At 59.6% G+C, this 15758-nt stretch carries 12 protein-coding genes and 1 riboswitch; of the genes, 7 read left to right on the top strand and 5 right to left on the bottom strand.

Annotation, left to right across the window (positions count from 1 at the left end; genetic code table 11):
* Positions 1-69: 69 nt before the first annotated feature.
* The gene (locus tag H4N61_RS13240) at positions 70-1329 is read right to left on the bottom strand and encodes an ABC transporter substrate-binding protein (protein ID WP_169195719.1); all 1260 of its coding nucleotides are present in this window, start codon (positions 1327-1329) and stop codon (positions 70-72) included.
* Between the two features lie 451 nt (positions 1330-1780).
* Between H4N61_RS13240 and H4N61_RS13245 the strand changes: the two genes are divergently transcribed.
* The 7 genes from H4N61_RS13245 to H4N61_RS13275 all read left to right on the top strand — a co-directional run bounded on the left by H4N61_RS13245 (position 1781) and on the right by H4N61_RS13275 (position 10362).
* Entirely contained in the window at positions 1781-2800 is a 1020-nt protein-coding gene (locus H4N61_RS13245) for a substrate-binding domain-containing protein (protein WP_182394226.1), read from the top strand.
* A gap of 59 nt (positions 2801-2859) precedes the next feature.
* Positions 2860-3693 carry a 3-mercaptopyruvate sulfurtransferase gene (gene sseA / locus H4N61_RS13250; RefSeq protein ID WP_182394227.1) on the top strand — a complete coding sequence of 278 codons (834 nt, stop codon included), beginning with the start codon at positions 2860-2862 and terminating at the stop codon, positions 3691-3693.
* Positions 3694-3803: 110 nt separating this feature from the next.
* On the top strand, positions 3804-5057 hold the full coding sequence (locus tag H4N61_RS13255; protein ID WP_182394228.1) for an efflux RND transporter periplasmic adaptor subunit: 1254 nt from the start codon (positions 3804-3806) through the stop codon (positions 5055-5057).
* Between the two features lie 11 nt (positions 5058-5068).
* Positions 5069-8188, top strand: a complete 3120-nt coding sequence (locus H4N61_RS13260; protein ID WP_169195723.1) for an efflux RND transporter permease subunit — start codon at positions 5069-5071, stop codon at positions 8186-8188.
* Between the two features lie 61 nt (positions 8189-8249).
* Positions 8250-9092, top strand: coding sequence for an alpha/beta hydrolase (locus H4N61_RS13265; protein WP_182394229.1), 843 nt, complete (start codon positions 8250-8252; stop codon positions 9090-9092).
* Between the two features lie 178 nt (positions 9093-9270).
* Positions 9271-9972 carry a DNA helicase gene (locus H4N61_RS13270; RefSeq protein WP_182394230.1) on the top strand — a complete coding sequence of 234 codons (702 nt, stop codon included), beginning with the start codon at positions 9271-9273 and terminating at the stop codon, positions 9970-9972.
* A gap of 9 nt (positions 9973-9981) precedes the next feature.
* Positions 9982-10362 carry a GFA family protein gene (locus H4N61_RS13275; protein ID WP_182394231.1) on the top strand — a complete coding sequence of 127 codons (381 nt, stop codon included), beginning with the start codon at positions 9982-9984 and terminating at the stop codon, positions 10360-10362.
* On the opposite strand, the gene H4N61_RS13280 is transcribed toward H4N61_RS13275, so the two are convergent.
* The 4 genes from H4N61_RS13280 to chvE form a co-directional block, all read right to left on the bottom strand.
* Positions 10359-11039: a DJ-1/PfpI family protein gene (locus H4N61_RS13280; RefSeq protein WP_182394232.1), complete on the bottom strand. Its 681-nt coding sequence runs from the start codon at positions 11037-11039 to the stop codon at positions 10359-10361. The genes H4N61_RS13275 and H4N61_RS13280 overlap by 4 nt on opposite strands.
* Positions 11040-11055: 16 nt before the next feature.
* Positions 11056-11135: riboswitch (ZMP/ZTP riboswitch) on the bottom strand.
* Positions 11136-11504: 369 nt separating this feature from the next.
* The gene (gene mmsB, locus H4N61_RS13285; protein ID WP_169195727.1) at positions 11505-12779 is read right to left on the bottom strand and encodes a multiple monosaccharide ABC transporter permease; all 1275 of its coding nucleotides are present in this window, start codon (positions 12777-12779) and stop codon (positions 11505-11507) included.
* Complete coding sequence (gene mmsA / locus H4N61_RS13290; protein WP_182394233.1) at positions 12776-14308, bottom strand: multiple monosaccharide ABC transporter ATP-binding protein; 1533 nt, start codon at positions 14306-14308, stop codon at positions 12776-12778. The genes mmsB and mmsA overlap by 4 nt, the downstream gene beginning before the upstream one ends.
* Positions 14309-14459: 151 nt before the next feature.
* On the bottom strand, positions 14460-15518 hold the full coding sequence (chvE, locus tag H4N61_RS13295) for a multiple monosaccharide ABC transporter substrate-binding protein (RefSeq protein ID WP_248306614.1): 1059 nt from the start codon (positions 15516-15518) through the stop codon (positions 14460-14462).
* Positions 15519-15758 lie beyond the last annotated feature (240 nt).

The following is a 15758-nucleotide window of genomic DNA, read 5'->3' on the forward strand; positions in this document are numbered from 1 at the left end:
CTTCCCCCATGGTTCAAGGCAGAGGAGGTGCGGACATAGGTGCCCGCACCCTAACTTCATCCGAAGCGCTTACTTAGCGAGCAGATCGGTCAGGTCGATTTCGAGAACTTCAAGGTTCTCGGCAGCCGAACCATTGCCCGAGAGCGTGTTGTGGACTGCACTCCAGAACAGCGACGAGGCTTCGTTGTAAGAGGCTTGGGTTGGTGCGGAAGGACGCGGAACAGCGTTCTTGAAGATTTCTTCCCAAGCAGCCATGAACGGTGCTGCTGCCAAGACGTCAGCATCCTTGTAGAGGGTCTGAACGGTCGGCAGATTGTTCTGGCTGATCGCACGACGCTTCTGGGAGCCTTCTGAAGCGAGGAACAGCGCCAGTTCGGTCGCTGCATCGACTTCCTTGGAATACTTGGAAACCGCGAAGTTCCAGCCACCCAGCGTACCCGATGCCTTAGCGCCAGGGCCTTCGCCCGCAGGAAGCGGAGCTACGTCGAACTTGCCCTTAACAGGCGCGTCGGCCGAATTGCTCAGCGCATAAGCATATGGCCAGTTGCGCATGAACACCGAGTTGCCCAGCTGCCAGACACCACGAGCTTCTTCTTCGCCATAAGCGAGAACGCCTTCCGGTGCGATGGTGCCGATCCAGCTTGCAGCTTCTTCAAGCGCCGCTACAGCCTGCTCGTTATTGATCGAGATGGTGCCGTCAGCTTCGATGATCTGGCCACCGCCGTAAGCGTTAACCCACTCGAGAGCGTTACAGGTCAGGCCTTCATAGGCGTTCGCCTGGAAGACATAGCCCCACATGTCCTTGTTACCTTCGGCGCGCTCAGCATCCATGATCGCCTGAGCGGTCTGGTGCAGCTCAACCCAAGTCTTTGGAACTTCCTTGCCGTGCTTTTCCAGCAAGTCCTTGCGGTAGAACAGTGCTGGCGCGTCGGTAAAGCCTGGGACGGCAACCAGTTTGCCATTCACAGTCTGCGATTCAATCACGGACGGGAAGTGAACGCCAACAACGTCCTTGGCAGCTTCGGTCAGGTCAACGAGCTGATCGGCCAGCTGCGGCGCCCAGATAACGTCGGTCTGGTACACGTCGATGTCTGCGTTGCCCGCAGCAAGCCACAGACGGTACTGACCAAACTGGTCACTGGTCGAAGAAGGCATTGGGACGATGGTCACGTCATGGCCGCTTTCGGCCTTGAACAGATCCAGTTCCGACTGCAGGAACTGCAGGCCGGTGCCGGTGTCGCCCGAAACGATAGCGAGGGACGCCGCGTTTGCAGCGCCAACCATCGTCACACTCGCCAGCAATCCGGCGATAAGGGTCTTTAGATTCATTCGGAGTCCTCCCGAGAGAATATAAATGGGGGAGACAAAGACAGTCAGCCGCACTCCAGCCGTACTGCTTTTCCTCCCAAAGCGACTTTGCTGTTACCTGTTTCCGGTAGCGTCTTTCAAAGCGCTTTGGACGAGAAGGAACCAGACGGCCCGAAAACTGTCAAGCAAGACTTAACAAATTTTCCAGCACGCATTCTTGAGCGTTACTTTTCCTCCAAGAAGATCATGCACTTAAATCCGCAGTATTCGGCCACCCACCAAACCTGAGGTACGAACCGCAATCTGCTCCAATCGGTTTCAAACACCATCTTGCGCAGAAATTTGAAATCGCTTTGAATGGAATCTGAGGAGAAGCGCGGAGTCCCTATCAAAGGGAGCCCGCCTGCTTTAGAGCCAAGGTACACAATCAGCACTCAGCTGAGACACCGACGCGTTCGAAGCGAACCACGCCATGAGACTTAAAGATCTGGCCGAGCACCTGGGCCTTTCGCAGACCACAGTGAGCCGCGCCCTAAATGGCTATCCCGAAGTCAATGAGGAAACGCGCAAGCGCGTGTCCGAAGCGGCTGATCGCTTGGGCTATCGCCCCAATGCCAGCGCGTTGCGCCTGGCGACGGGCCGCAGCGGCGCCGTTGGGCTCGTCACCTCAGCCTCCGAAATTCTCGGGCCTCATATGTCGGAGTTCATCTCCGGCGTCGGCAGCGTCGTCACCAATCGCGACCAAGATATTCTGGTGACTGTGGTCAACAGTCTTGAAGAAGAAATGGCGGCCTATCGGCGTTTGGCAGCCAGCAAAAAGGTCGATGCAGTCATCCTGCACTCGCCCACCACCCACGATAAGCGCGCCAAGCTGCTCATGGAACTTGGCCTGCCCTTCGTGCTCCACGGCCGCACTGACATCGGTAAGCCCATCGCCTATCTCGACATCGACAATCAGGGGGCCACCGAACGCGCCACCACCCATTTGCTCGATCTCGGCCACACGCGCATCGCCCTGCTCAATGGCATCAAGGGGCAGACCTTTGCCGAGCACCGCGAGCTGGGCTACCGCATGGCGCTGAAGGCCCGCAACATTCCCTGCGACCCGAACATGGTCGTCAACACCCCGTTCACCGACGAATTGGGCTTCCGCATCGCCCAATCCATGCTCGCAGCCCCAAATCCGCCAACGGCGTTCCTGCCCGGCTCGATGATGACCGCGCTCGGCGTCTTCCGCGCCATCCGTCAGGCTGGCCTGACCTTGGGCAAAGACGTCTCCATCATCGCCCACGATGACGTCTTCCCCTATCTCAACGCCGACAACATGTACCCCAGCATGTCCACGACGCGCTCCTCCATCCGTCAGGCGGGTATCCGCATTGCCGAGCTGATCAGTCAGATCCTGGCGGGCAAATCTTCAGCCGACCTGCATGAAGTCTGGCCGGTCGAACTCGTGCTGCGTGAAAGCTCCGGCCCCGCGCCAACACGCTAACTGCCCTTGTCGTCGATCAGCCTTCCGCGCTACGACACTGAAAAGACTTGGAGCGTGCTGTGCAGACACCATTTGTCACCACTGATTGGCTTGCGGCCCATTTAGAAGACGACAACCTCGTCATCGTCGACGCCAGCTGGCACATGCCCAATGTGTCTCGCGATGCTCAGGCAGAATTCCGCGAAGGCCACATCCCCGGCGCTGTATTCTTCGACATCGACGCCATCTCCGAAAAATTCACTGATTTACCGCACATGCTCCCGACGCCACAGGCTTTTGCCCAAGCTGTCGGCGCTTTAGGCATTAGCGAAACCAGCACCATCGTCGTCTATGACGAAACCGGCCTCTTCAGCGCTCCGCGCGTCTGGTGGACGTTCAAGATTTTCGGCGCCCAAAACGTCTTAATGCTGGAGGGCGGCGGCCCAAAATGGCGGAGCGAACAGCGCCCAACCGAAACTGGCGAGCATCAGGCCCTGCCAGCGGTGTTCAATCCGCAATTCAAACCCGAAGCCGTTGCCGATTTCGACACCGTCTTGGCGCGCCTCTCCGACAAAAAAGCGCAAGTCCTCGACGCCCGCCCTGCCCCTCGTTTTAACGCAGAAGTCCCCGAGCCGCGCGCTGGTCTGCGCAGCGGCCACATGCCGGGCGCTATCAACGTCCCCGTGGGCACCCTCACTGAGGCAGGCATTCTGCGGTCCGACGATGAGCTCAAAACCCTGTTCGCTGAGCGCGGTGTGGATCTTGATCGGCCGATCATCACCAGCTGCGGCTCGGGCATCACAGCAGCGGTTCTGACGCTAGCGCTTCAACGCGCGGGTGCACAGTCGGTGGCGATTTACGATGGCTCTTGGACCGAATGGGGTTCGCGCGCCGATGCCCCGATCGAGCCCTAACCGCTCCAAACGGACTTTTCGCAGCACCTTACAGCATTGTAATGCCCGCTTTCCTTCCGTCACTGTTAGGGTCGTGCATTCTTATGACCATCTTACGACCGAGGTTTTTGTTGATCCGGCAGCTTCTGGCATCTTTTGTTGTCCTCGTGATTGCGGGACTGGCATGGCTTTATTTCGTTCCGGGCGCTCCGTCGACGCTGACGCAGCTCGGCATCTCGCTGCCCTTTGGTCCGCAAACCAGCGCTGAAGCAGCGCCCGCTGGCAGCGCTCCAGCAGCGCAAGGCGGCCCGCGCCCCGGTGGTCCTGGTGGTCCCGGCGCCCGCGCCCGCACCACTAATGTAGTCACCACCCCGGTCACGATGGCGACCATCAACGACACCCTTCAGGCCATTGGTGAAGGCACACCGTCCCGCTCGGTCACGGTCATTTCCCCGGCCGCAGGTACGCTCGCTGAAGTGCTCGTCCGCGCCGGACAAACGGTCAAAGCCGGCGATGTCATCGCCCGCATCGATTCTGCCGCCGAGCAGATCGAGTTTGACCGCGCCACCCTTACCGCCGCCGATGCCAAGGCAACGCTCGATCGCACAACAGGTCTTGCGACCACCAATGTTGTCTCCGGCACCGCCCTCACCGCCGCGCAGCTTGCCGCCAACAATGCCGAATTGGCGCTGCGCACCGCCAAGCTCAACCTCGACCGCCGCACCATCACCTCCCCCATTGATGGCACACTCGGCCTCATCCGCGTCACACCGGGCAATTACGTCAACGCGCAGACCCAAGTGACCACCGTCGATGACACCGGCACCATCCTCATCGATTTCTGGGTGCCAGAGCGCTATGCCGATAAGCTCAGTGCCGACATGCCGGTTACGGTCACCGCAGTCGCCTTGCCCGGAAAAAGCTTCACCGGTGAAATCGCCGCTATCGATAGCCGCATCGACTCCGCCAGCCGCACGCTTCAGGTTCAGGCCGAAATCCCGAACCCAGACGGCGTCCTGCGCGCAGGCATGAGCTTCTCGGTTGCCGTCGCCTTCCCCGGCGAAACCTATCCGGCAGTCAATCCGCTCGCCATCCTCTGGTCCGCCGAAGGCTCTTACGTCTGGACCCTTGAAGACGGCGCAGCCAAAAAGGTCATGGCCGAAATCGTTCAGCGCAATAGCGATGGCGTGCTCGTGCGCGGCGATCTTGAAGCGGGCGATCCAATCATCACCGAAGGCATTCTGCAGCTGCAGGAGGGCGCGCGCGTCACCGTGCTCGATGGTCCCGGCGCTGAAGAGCGCCCCGCCCCATCCGCCGATGGTCAGCGCCCCGCAAATGGCGCAAACTCCGGTGAGCGCCCAAGCGGCACCCGCCCGAGCAACTAAGGAGGGACGCCATGTCGATCGAGAAGAAAAATGAGAGGGGCGGCGCACTCGCCACCCTTTTCGTCAAACGCCCCGTCTTGGCCATCGTTATCAATGCCCTCATCGTCGTCGCGGGCCTAGCCGCGCTTTTGGGCATTGAAGTGCGCGAGCTGCCGCGTGTCGAACAGCCGGTCCTCTCCATCTCCACCAGCTTCCCCGGCGCTGCCGCCGAAACGGTGGACCGCGAAATCACTGCTATTGTCGAAGGTGCGGTCGCCCGCGTGCAGGGCGTCACCTCGATTTCCTCGTCCTCTTCGGTTGGCCAGAGCCGCGTCACGCTCGAATTTTCCGAGAGCACCAATCTCGACACCGCTACGTCCGACGTGCGCGACGCTCTCTCCCGCGCCGTTCGCAATCTGCCCGATGACGCCAACGAGCCAACCATTTTCAAGGCCGATAGCGACGCACAGGCGGTAATTCAGCTCGCCGTCACCTCCGACAATCTGACCACGGCCGAACTCTCGACCCTTGTCGACGACATCATCTCCGAGCGCCTCGCCGCTGTTGATGGCGTTGCGGAAGTGCAGGTGTACGGCACCCGCACCTCGAGCTTTGAAATCGACGTCGATCCGATCAAGCTCGCCAGCCGCGGCCTCACCGTCGCCGACGTGCGCGCGGCGGTCTCCACCATCGCGCTCGACACCCCGGCCGGCTCCATCAACGGCCCCAATCAGAACATCGCCGTCCGCGCCATTTCCGAAGTCACAAGCCCCGCGGACTTCGAAAAGCTCCCCGTCGGCAACAACAAGACCCTGCTTGGCGATGTCGCCACCGTCGTTTTCGACGCCGCCGCCAGCACCTCCTCCATCCGCGCCGATGGTCGTCCCGGCATTGGCCTGGGGATTGTGCGTCAGGCCCAGTCCAACGCCATCACCATTTCCGAAGGCGTCCACGCCGCCGTTGCAACGCTCAACGAAACCCTGCCCGCAGGCGTCACCGTCAAGATTTCCAGCGACGAAGCCGTCTTCATCAAGGGCGCGCTGCACGAAGTTGAAATCGCGCTCATCGTGGCGCTAGTGGTGGTCATTGCCATCATCTTCCTCTTCCTGCTCGATTGGCGCGCCACCATTGTGCCCGCCATTTCCATGCCCATCGCCCTTCTCGGCGCGGTCGCAGGCATGTATGCAGCAGGCTTCTCGCTCAACATTCTCACCCTGCTCGCCCTCGTGCTCGCCACGGGTCTGGTGGTGGACGACTCCATCGTCGTTCTCGAAAACATCGTCCGGCGCAAACACATGGGCGCTGGCCCCCGCGCCGCCGCCGTGCTTGGCACTCAAGAAGTGTTCTTCGCCGTCGTCGCGACCACCCTCACCCTCGCCGCAGTCTTTGTTCCGCTCTCCTTCCTCGATGGTCAGACCGGCCGCCTCTTCCGCGAGTTCGGCTTTACCCTCGCCATCGCCGTGCTGCTCTCCTCGGTAGTGGCGCTCACCATGGGGCCCATGGTGGCCTCGCGCCTCCTCAAATCGTCCGAGCACAAATCCCACGGCGCCGTTGGCAAGCTGGGTGGCCTCCTCGCGGGCTTCTACCGTCGCTCGCTGCGCATGGCGCTGAACAACCCGCTGGTTGTCATTGTCATTGCCGCCCTCTTCGCTGTCGCCTCCGTCTTCGTCTTCACCGGCCTTCGTCAGGAAATCACCCCACCCGAAGACCGCTCGATGATTTCGGTCAACGTCTCAGCCCCCAACACCGCCAGCCTGGATTTCGTCCGCACCCGTCTGGGTCAGGTCGAAGCCATGCTCACGCCCTACCTCGAAAGCGGCGAAGCAACATCGCTCTTCGTCCTGTCCGGCTGGGGCAATGGCGGCTTCATGACCCTCACCCTCGCCGATTGGAAAGATCGTGAACGGTCACAGGCCCAGATCGCAACGGAGATCAACGGTCTGCTCGCGCAGGTTCCCGGCGTTCGTGGTGGCATTCGTCAGGGCAATAGTCTTGGCATTCGCGGCGGCGGTTCCGGCCTGCAATTTGCTGTGGCCGGTTCCGACTATGCCGAACTGGCAGCCACGGCCCAGACCATTTCCAAAGCCCTTGAGGAAGATGGTCGTTTTGGCCGCGTCACCGTCGGCTATGACACCACCCAGCCTCAGCTGACCCTCACTATCGATCGTCAGCGCGCCGATGCCTTGGGCATCGACATCAATGGCCTCGCCGCCACCATGCAGGCGATGATCGACGGCTCCGAAGTCGGCTCGATCTTCATCAACGACACCTCCTATTCGGTGCGCATGGTCTCGACCACCAATCCGGTCAATGACCCTAAGGATCTCGAATCCCTCTTCGTCAAAACCGGCGACGGTCGTTTCGTCCCGATCTCAACCATCGCCACCATAACCGAAGCACCGGTTCCCCCTTCGCTTCGCCGTGAAGAACAGCGCCGCGCTGTCAACGTCACAGCCAGCCTTGAAGATGGGCTTGCGATGGGCGACGCTTATGCTGAGCTCCAGCGCATCGCCACCCCGCTTCTCGAAAACGGCCAGTCGATCCTGCCGATGGCAGAAGCCAAAACCTTGGGTCAGGCGAACAACGCTCTCGCCCTCACCTTCGGCTTTGCGCTGATCATCATCCTTCTGGTGCTGGCCGCGCAGTTTGAAAGCTTCTGGAGCGCCATCATCGTCATGACCACCGTGCCGCTCGGGGTCGCTGCTGGCATCTACTCCATTCAGCTCACTGGCGGCTCGTCGAACATCTTCGCACAGATCGGTCTGGTGCTGATTGTCGGCATCATGGCGAAAAACGGCATTCTCATTGTCGAGTTCGCCAATCAGCTGCGGGATCGTGGCATGTCGGTCAACGAGGCGATCGAAGAAGCCTCCAACATCCGCCTGCGCCCCGTTCTGATGACCATGATCGCCACCATTTTGGGCGGCGTTCCTCTGGTCGTGGCCACTGGTGCTGGTGCCGAAGCCCGTGCGGCCTTGGGTTGGGTGATTGTTGGCGGCCTCTCCATTGCGTCAGTCGCCACGCTTTACCTCACCCCGGTCGCCTATAAGCTCCTCGCGCGCTTCTCCAAGCCAAAGGTTGAAGAAGAAGCCCGTCTTGAGCGCGAGCTAGACGAAGCCAATGACCTGCCGGAGCCAACTCCGGCAGAGTAACCCTTCTTGCCTTTGGGGGCGTTTATGGGCAACCGTAGACGCCCCAAAACAAGGAGGCCGCATGCAATCCGTCCAAAACGGCGCCATCACGCTCGAAACTGAAAGTTTCGGGTCTCCCGACCATCCGGCCATCCTGCTCGTTATGGGCGCGACCACCTCCAAGCTCGGCTGGCCCGATGCACTGTGTGAAGCGCTGGCGGCCTCCGGTCATTACGTCATCCGCTTTGACCACCGCGACACCGGTCGCTCCACGTCCCGCCCCTTCGGCACCACCGCCGACACAGTCGAAGACCTCGTCACCGACGTCCTCGCCATCGCCCGCGCTTATAAGCTCACGCGCTATCATCTCGTCGGCATGTCCTTGGGCGGTTTCATCACCCAGATGATCGCCACCAATCCCCCACCAGAGCTGGCGTCCATCACCCTCATCGCCGCCGAACCTCTCGGCTGGGATGGAGCCGAACTGCCCACCTTGCCGCCCGAATTTTTTGCCCATTTCGGCGGCCTTGCAGACCTCGACTGGTCCACCCGGGAAGACGTCATCGCCTTCCTCGTCGAAATCCAGCGCCTCTCAACCGGCAAAGCCCCCTTCGATCCAGCGCTCGCCCGCGCCGATGTCGAACGCCTCCTCGATTACGCGCCGTCCGTGCCCTCCATGTTCAACCACGCCAGCCTCACCACGGCGCGTGATTGGACCGGAGCCTATAAGCGCATCGCCGTCCCGACGCTGGTCATTCACGGCAAGCTTGATCCGCTCCTCCCCCTCCCCAGCGGCGAAGCCCTCGCCCATCACATCCCCCACGCCAAACTCACCGTTCTAGCCAACACCGGCCACGAACTCCCCACCCACGCCTTCCCAACCCTCCTCACCGCCCTCACCACCCACGTGCGTGAAAATGGTTAGGTCGCCACTTTGCAAAATCGAGAGCTTCCCGCTAATCTTCGTGCACGGCATACGCCCATGCCGCCCCCCTCCAATGGGTAAGCAGCCACCTGTAGGGCCACAATTTTGAGCAAACACATCGCTCGAGCGGTTGCATAAGGAGGGGTTGCTTCATTCGCTCTAGCCATGAGGTTTGACCATGAAGCTCACCCAATCCGTCTCTCGCCTGCGTCGCCAAGCCAAGGCGATGTCTCGTGACAACGCCGTTCCCTTGCATGTGGCGCTCGACACCATTGCCCAACAAGACGGATTTGCCCCCTGGTCCTTATTGATCGCCCAAAACCCGCAACTCACGCCGCCTGAGCAGTTTTTCGCGCTTATGTCGCCGGGTGACCTGACCCTTATTGCGGCACGCCGCAACCAGGGCAAAACCCGCTTCGCCCTCGACCTGGCCCGCCTCGCAGCGCGCGCCGGGCTCTGGACCAAAATTTATAGCTTTGAGTATACCGAAGCCGAATTGCGCAATCACCTCACCACTGAGGAAGCGGACGACGCCATTGCGCTGAACTGCTCGGACGAGGTGAGCGCTCAGACCATTGCTGACGACCTCGCCCAAGCCGGTCGCCCTTCGTTTATCCTCATCGACTATATGCAGGCCCTTGATCACCAGCGCAGCAAGCCCGATCTGGGCACGCAATTGGAAAAACTCAAAACCGCAGCGCAAGATCACAGCGCCATCATCTGCCTCATCAGCCAGATCGACCGCGCCTTTGACGATAGCGACAAACGCTTTCCCAACATCGATAATCTGCGCCTACCCAACCCAATCGCACCGCACCTCTTCAGTGTAGGAGCCTTTTTGAACAAGGGCGCCGTCACCTTCCAGACGGTCCAGCCCTAGGGGGAAATCATGCACAAAGGCTCCTGCCTCTGCGGCGCTATCCAGTTTTCAGTCTCAGCGCCCCTCGCCCCGCCCACCGCCTGCCACTGCATTCAGTGCCGCAAGCAGACAGGGCATTTTGAGGCAGGAACCGATGTGCCCAAATCCGCCCTCAGCGTGACGGGCGAGGAGAATTTGCGCTGGTATCACTCCTCGGAAAAAGTCCGTCGCGGCTTTTGCGGCACCTGCGGTTCAGCCCTGTTCTTTGATCCCGTCCATCTCGATTGGATCGGCATCTTCATGGGTGCCTTCGACGGCCCCACCCACACCAAATTGGCGCAACACATCTTCACCGCCGAAAAAGGCGACTACTACGACATCACCGACGGCCTCCCGCAAAACCAACACTAACGCGCCCCAAGCCGCGCCCCGGCTTTGCGCGCGGCCTCTTCGCGTCTCTGCTGAAATGGCCCCGCGCCTTCAATGATCGCCTCTACGTCCGCTCTCCGCGCTGTCTTTGGCGAACCTCCGGACAAGGGCGGCGCGGGATCATATTCCATGCCGAGTTGGATAATGCGCGCGCGGTCCTCGCCAAAAACCCGCGCCACAAACGCCAGAGCGAAGTCGATCCCCGATGTTACACCCGCGCCGGTAATGCGATTGCGGTCACTCACGACACGCTCCGCCACCGGCTCAGCGCCCATCAGCGCCAGCTGATCCAGTGACAGCCAATGGCACGTTGGTCGATAGCCCGCGAGCAGGCCGGCCGCCGCCAAGACCAATGACCCCGTGCAAACCGAGGTGACATATTGCGCTGTCTCCGCGCGCTCGCGCAGAAACGCCAACACCGTATCGTCATCCATCAGCGCCAATTGTCCCGGCCCGCCGGGCACGAACAACACATCGGTGCGCTGGCAATCGGCGAAAATCGCGGTCGGCGTCAGCGTCAGTCCAGAGCCGCACCGCAGCGGCTCCAAATCTTTCCAAACGAGATCAATGGTGACGCCCGGAACGCGTGCAAAAACTTCAAATGGTCCAGTCAGATCGAGCTGGGTCAGTCCGGGGTAAATGAGCATAGTGACATGCATGGCAAATCCTCCTCCAAAGATTTGCCCAGGCGAACGGCGTTTCCCGGTCGCGCTCCCTGATGGTGCTCCATCGTTTCGCCAGTCACGCAACGGCTTCAGAGTTGCACCATCCCAACCACTCTGCAAACAAAAACTGCCTGTGCGTCCGTCGCGCATCGCCACTCTCGGCGATACCAACCTATCCCCTCGCTCCCTGCAGCCCCTATTCTGGTCCCCGCGCCACTGCAACAACACCAGCGCCCATTACCCCTCCTCAAAGGCACGCCCGAAACGAGCTTGCAATCGCTCATCTTTCGGCATGAGCGCATGCCACGCGAGGCCCTTTTTGCGCCCACTTGCCGCCCATCCGCGTGCCCAAAAGTGCCAGCCAAAAGCCACATCGGGGCCAATGGACGCCACAACCAAAAACTCAACAAAAAACCGGGACTCTCGCCCCGGTTTCTAACGCTTCGCCGCCAGCTAAAATCAGGCCGAGCGATTCTTGTTGTAGAGATCGAAGAACACCGCTGCGAGCAGCACGACGCCCTTGATCATCTGCTGCCAATCGATGTTCACGCCCATGATCGACATGCCGTTATTCATCACACCCATGATGAAGGCACCGATCACCGCGCCCGCCACCTGACCGACACCGCCCAGCGCCGAAGCGCCCCCGATGAACACCGCCGCGATCACGTCGAGCTCCAGCCCCTGCCCCGCCTTCGGCGTCGCCGAATTGAGACGCGCGGCATAGATCATGCCGGCCAGAGCCGCCAAAGCCCCCATGATTGCAAAGATGTAAAAGGTGGTGCGTTCGGTCTTGATGCCCGAAAGCGCTGCGGCCTTGAGGTTGCCGCCAATCGCATAAATGCGACGACCAAAGGTCAACTTCTTGGTCAGGAATACAAAGCCCGCGATCAGGATACCCATAACGACGAGCACGTTTGGCAGGCCGCGATAGGACGCCAGCATATAGGCGAAGAACAGCACCAGCGCCGCGATCACAACATTCTTGATGATGAAGAGGCTAAAGGGTTCAACCACATAGCCGCGCGCAATGCGACGCGACCGCGTACGCAGGCTGAAGAACATCATCGCCACAATCGCCACGATCGCGATCACCATAGTGGTGGTGTGCAGCACAACCGGCTTACCGTTCTCGGCGATAAATGGCGTGGTCAAAGGGCCGATAAGATCAGGGATAAAACCGGCCGACAGCATCTGGAATTCTGCAGGGAACGGACCAACCGACTTACCCGCGAGAATGGCCAGCGACAGGCCCTTAAAGATCAGCATGCCCGCCAGCGTCACGATAAATGCCGGAACGCGGTGATAGGCAATAATATAGCCCTGTGCCGCGCCGATAGCGGCGCCCACGACCAGACAGATCGCCCCGGCCACAATCGGGTTCGCAAGGAATGCCAACTCTGGCGGGAACTTCCATCCCACCATCAGCATCGCCGCCAAAGCCCCGACAAAACCTGAGACTGAGCCGACCGAAAGATCGATATGGCCTGCGACGATCACCAGCAACATGCCAAGCGCCATCACGATGATATAGCTGTTCTGGAGGATAATATTGGTCAAATTCACCGGCTTAAACAGCACGCCATTGGTGAAATATTGGAAGAAAAGCATGATCAGGATCAGCGCCAGCAGCAGGCCGTAATCCCGCATATTGGCCTTCAATGCTCCGACGAGGGTCAGCTCTTGGCCCTGTGCAGGCGCTGCAGCTCCAGTTGGTGCGGTGTCTGTGGTCATGATGCTTTTCCTTCGGCGCGCACGATAGAGCGCATGATCTTTTCTTGGCTGGCTTCGCTGGTCGGCATTTCGCCAACGATGCGGCCTTCATTCATCACGTAGAGGCGGTCCGTGAGCCCCAGCAGTTCGGGCATTTCCGAAGAAATCACGAGGATAGCTTTCCCCTGTGACGCCAGCTGGTTGATAATGGTGTAGATTTCATATTTCGCGCCCACGTCGATGCCGCGGGTCGGCTCATCCAAAATCAACACGTCTGGATTGGCGAACAGCCATTTGGACAGCACAACCTTCTGCTGGTTGCCGCCCGAAAGATTACCCGTCACCTGATAGACGCTCGAGGAGCGGATATTGGTTTTCTTGCGATAGTCATTGGCCGCGTCCAGCTCGGCCAGATCGTCAATCACCCCGAGGCGAGAAACGCCCGCCAAATTGGCAATCGTGGTGTTGTTTTTGATATGGTCGATGAGGTTGAGACCATAGGTTTTGCGGTCTTCCGTGGCATAGGCGATGCCGCTAGCAATCGCGCGACCAACGGTCGAAATATCAATGGGCTGGCCGTTCTTGGTCACTTGCCCGGAGATTTTCTGCCCCCAGGACTTACCAAAGAGGCTCATGGCAAATTCGGTACGGCCCGAACCCATCAAGCCTGCAATACCAACGACCTCACCCCTGCGCAGGGTGATATTGACGTCCTTGATAACGTGCCGATCCCGATGCTGTGGGTGATAGGCATTCCAGTTTTTAACTTCGAGAATAACCTCACCAGCATGGGTCTGCCGGGCCGGATAGCGATCTTCAAGGGAGCGGCCCACCATGGAGGTGATGATCCGGTCCTCGGTAATATCCTGCGTATCCATCGTCTCGATGGTCTTGCCGTCGCGAATAACCGTTACGCGGTCCGCCACGCGCGAAATCTCATTGAGTTTGTGGCTGATGATAATGGAGGTGATGTTCTGCTTTTTGAATTCCAGCAGCAGATCGAGCAGTGCCTGGCTGTCTTTTTCCGAGAGCGACGCTGTCGGCTCGTCAAGGATAAGAAGCTGCACGCGCTTGGACAGCGCCTTGGCAATTTCCACCAGCTGCTGCTTGCCCACGCCCATATTGGTGATCAGCGTGTCCGGGTCTTCCGATAGGCCGACCATGCCAAGCAGTTTACGCGCGCCATCGCGGGTTTCATCCCAGTCGATAACGCCGCTCTTGGCCACTTCATTGCCGAGGAAAATATTCTCTGCGATGGACAGAAGGGGCACCAGAGCAAGCTCTTGGTGAATGATCACAATGCCCTTGTGTTCGCTGTCGCGGATGGACCGAAATTGCTGTTCCTGCCCCTGATAGATGATCTGGCCTTCGTATGAGCCATGCGGATAGACCCCGCTCAAAACCTTCATCAGGGTGGATTTACCGGCCCCATTTTCCCCGCAGATGGCGTGAATTTCGCCTTCACGAACGTCCAGATTGACGTCCTGTAGCGCCTTCACACCCGGGAATGTCTTGGTGATGCTGCGCATCTCCAGAATAGTTTTGGTCATGCTGACCCTATGATTTAGAGCCACAGCGCCCCGCCAGACGCCAGTGCTGTGCCAAGTCATATGGCGGGGCCCTAAGGCTCCGCCTCTCTTCGCTCGCTCACAAGGATCGAAAAGGCCCGGCTAAAGCCGGGCCTTTCCATCCGTTTAAAGCTTACTGGAGTTCTTCGGCCTTGATGTAACCGGAAGCGATAACGCGTTCTTCGTAGTTGTTCGCGTCAACTTCGTATGGGGTCAGCAGGATCGAAGGCACAACCTTGACGCCGTTGTCATAGGTGGTGGTGTCGAGGCCTGTTGGCTCGCTGCCGCCGATAACGGTGTCGAGGAGCTGCGCGGTGTACTGAGCCAGTTCGCGGGTGTCCTTGAAAATGGTCGAGTACTGTTCGCCAGCGATGATCGCCTTAACCGAAGGAACTTCAGCGTCCTGACCGGTCACGATTGGCCACTTCAGGTCGCCAGAGCCATAGCCAACGCCACGGAGCGAGGAGATGATACCGCGCGACAGACCATCGTATGGTGCCAGAACGCCGTGTACGATCGAGCCATCGGAGTAATTAGCCGACAGGATGTTGTCCATGCGAGCCTGTGCAACAGCACCGTCCCAACGCAGGGTACCGACAACGTCCATGCCCTGCTGGCCGGACTTAACGACAACGTCACCGCTGTCGATCAGTGGCTGCAGAACAGACATTGCGCCGTCGTAGAAGAAGAAAGCGTTGTTGTCGTCTGGCGAGCCGCCGAACAGTTCAACGTTCCAAGGCTTCTGGTCTGCGAAGCGTTCTTCGAGGCCCTTTACAAGGCTGTTCGCCTGCAAAACACCAACCTGGAAGTTGTCGAAAGTGGTGTAGTAGTCGACATTGCCGCTTTCGCGGATCAGGCGGTCATAGGCAACAACCTTGACGCCCTGATCAGCAGCCTGCTGCAGAACAGCGGAAAGCGTGGTGCCGTCGATCGAAGCGATAACCAGAGCGTCCACGCCCTTGGTGACCATGTTTTCGATCTGCGCGAGCTGGTTCGGGATATCGTCTTCTGCGTATTGCAGATCGACGGTGTAGCCCATGCCTTCAAGCGCACCCTTGAGTTCATTGCCGTCCGAGATCCAGCGCAAAGACGACTGGGTCGGCATAGCGATACCAACCGAGCCCTTGTCCTGAGCGAAAACGCCCGACAGCGCAGTGGTCGAAAGAACAGCAGCACCAACGAGTGCCAGAATTGAGTTACGAACCTTCACGTCTCGACTCCCTAATTTTCGAGATGACTGTTTATGGTCACGACTTAGGAGCCGGATGATTTCTGGCGCAGCTTTGCCGGCTCCTCGCCATGCAAAAGCATCCCGCGCGCCAGTCAGCGCGCAAACGGGGGCCTGCGTCCAACGCAAACCACGGTGCCAATGAATTCCTCCGGTGCAGGCGACATGCGCCTGTTGAGCCCTCCTCTGCTCATGACCGGAAAG

The sequence above is a fragment of the Devosia sp. MC521 genome (genome assembly GCF_014127105.1).
Taxonomy (GTDB): Bacteria; Pseudomonadota; Alphaproteobacteria; order Rhizobiales; family Devosiaceae; genus Devosia.

Excerpts from the sequence above, each read along its gene's own strand:
- H4N61_RS13240 (WP_169195719.1), bottom strand. The coding sequence starts at position 1,329 with ATGAATCTAAAGACCCTTATCGCCGGATTGCTGGCGAGTGTGACGATG.
- H4N61_RS13245 (WP_182394226.1), top strand. The coding sequence starts at position 1,781 with ATGAGACTTAAAGATCTGGCCGAGCACCTGGGCCTTTCGCAGACCACA.
- H4N61_RS13260 (WP_169195723.1), top strand. The coding sequence starts at position 5,069 with ATGTCGATCGAGAAGAAAAATGAGAGGGGCGGCGCACTCGCCACCCTT.
- H4N61_RS13265 (WP_182394229.1), top strand. The coding sequence starts at position 8,250 with ATGCAATCCGTCCAAAACGGCGCCATCACGCTCGAAACTGAAAGTTTC.
- H4N61_RS13270 (WP_182394230.1), top strand. The coding sequence starts at position 9,271 with ATGAAGCTCACCCAATCCGTCTCTCGCCTGCGTCGCCAAGCCAAGGCG.
- H4N61_RS13275 (WP_182394231.1), top strand. The coding sequence starts at position 9,982 with ATGCACAAAGGCTCCTGCCTCTGCGGCGCTATCCAGTTTTCAGTCTCA.
- H4N61_RS13280 (WP_182394232.1), bottom strand. The coding sequence starts at position 11,039 with ATGCATGTCACTATGCTCATTTACCCCGGACTGACCCAGCTCGATCTG.
- mmsB (WP_169195727.1), bottom strand. The coding sequence starts at position 12,779 with ATGACCACAGACACCGCACCAACTGGAGCTGCAGCGCCTGCACAGGGC.
- mmsA (WP_182394233.1), bottom strand. The coding sequence starts at position 14,308 with ATGACCAAAACTATTCTGGAGATGCGCAGCATCACCAAGACATTCCCG.